Source organism: Stieleria sp. (assembly GCF_041595215.1).
In the GTDB taxonomy this organism is placed as follows: Bacteria; Planctomycetota; Planctomycetia; order Pirellulales; family Pirellulaceae; genus Stieleria; species Stieleria magnilauensis.
The window spans coordinates 1-1,752 of sequence record NZ_JBFHKV010001422.1; the positions used below are offsets into that span (position 1 = coordinate 1).

The window sequence follows — 1,752 nt, forward strand, 5'->3', positions numbered from 1 at the left end:
ATCATTTTGCAAGTCGTAAAACTCATCGCGATCCCAAAGTCCATGGCAGCGAATATATTTCCAGCGTCCACCGATCACGGCGTGCAAGGTCGGCGTGTGGGGATAGTTGCGTTCCCAGTAATACTCGTACAACAGATGTTTTCGAGTCACGTCGTCGGTCGACGTGCCGCAAATCGACTTCCACAGGCTGATACCATCGAGCGCCGCGGGAGGCTCTGCACCGGCGGCTTCCAGCAACGTCGGCGCGATGTCGATATTGCCGATCAGATCGGTGTAGGTTTGGCCCGGCGGGATTCGGCCGGGCGCTTTCATCAACAACGGGACCTTGGCGCTTGCTTCGTAAGCGACGCGTTTGTCGATCAGCCCGTGATCGCCGAATTGAAATCCGTTGTCGCCCATGTAGACGAACACGGTGTTGTCACTGAGACCGGATTGTTGCAGGTACTGGTCCAGGCGACCGACACTGTCATCCACGGCAAGGATCGATTCACAGTAGCGGCGGTAATAGATCGTCGGTGAGAAATCGGCCATGTTGTATCCGAAATCGACCCCGTGCCGACTGTTGCGTTGATTGCGGACCCACATCGGTAGCTTTCCGCTGGCCATCTGCTCGGGAGTCGGAATGCGGATCGGCAACGCTTCGTCGTCATAGCGTCCCCGATGTCGATCCGCGGGCACGAAGTCTGCGTGAACGCCCTTGTGGCTGACGTACAAGAAGAAGGGTTGTTCGGATTGCCTCTGCTCGAGCCAGTCGATGGCATAGTCGGTCAACTCGTCGGTGATGTAGCCCTTTTGTGCCGCGCGTTTTCCATTGACGTTGAAACCGTCGTAGGTCGTTTGGGGAACTTCACGAGTCGTGCCGTGACCATCGGGCCAATAGGTGCCTTGCCCCTTGAACGCGACCCAGTGGTCAAACCCACGCTGCGGGTCATCGATGTCTCCGCCCATGTGCCATTTGCCGATAAAGGCGGTTTGGTAGCCGGCTTTTTGAAGCTGTTGGGGAAAGAACACCAGGCTCGAATCGACCGGGTGATAGTTGTCCACGACGCGGTGGTTGTGCGCGTATTGTCCGGTCAAGATCGACGCGCGACTGGGCGAGCAAAGCGACGTCGTGACGTAGGCATTGGTGAACATTGCACCGGCCGACGCGATCGCATCAATGTGCGGCGTTTCGATGAACGGATGGCCGGCAACGCCCAAGCAGTCATATCGATGGTCGTCACACAGGACAAACACGATGTTGGGAGGCCCCGCGGCGACAGCGTCTTGGGGGAAGAGACGCCACGAGAGTGGTCCGATCGGAAACAAAAACAGCGCGAGGCAGACGAACCGAAGGCGGACAAGACGTTGAGGCATGGAATCGTATCGGGGCCAGGGCGGAAGGACAGAAGTGTCCAAGATAGTCTGCCGGCCCCGGACGTGGTCGCTATGGAGCATTGTTTAGCAGTAAGGCGCCCGTCCAGTACCGCTCAATCGACATCGATGGGCGCCCGTGCGCTGGCGCGAACGGGCTGATGTCAATGGATGATCGGCCGTTTAACGCAAGCCTTCGGGCTGTGCCGTGGTCAAAATCTTGTCGATTTACCGGCATTGGGCTCGCGGTCTGCCGCTAACAAAAAGCACCCCGATTGGAACTAAACCACGGATCACTGCTCGCGAATGTCGGCGGTCAGGATGGCTTTGGCGGTGACGGATTGATCGCCGGCGGTGGTGATCAGGACGGTCACTTTTTGAGGGCCTTCGGCGTCGGTC

1 protein-coding gene is annotated in these 1,752 nt (G+C 58.2%); it reads right to left on the reverse strand.

Features of this window, described 5'->3' with window-relative positions; all coding sequences use genetic code 11:
- Positions 1-1,356: sulfatase (locus tag ABX749_RS31790; protein ID WP_372899574.1), on the reverse strand; the 1,356-nt coding region annotated here is incomplete at its 3' end.
- Positions 1,357-1,752: the final 396 nt, after the last annotated feature.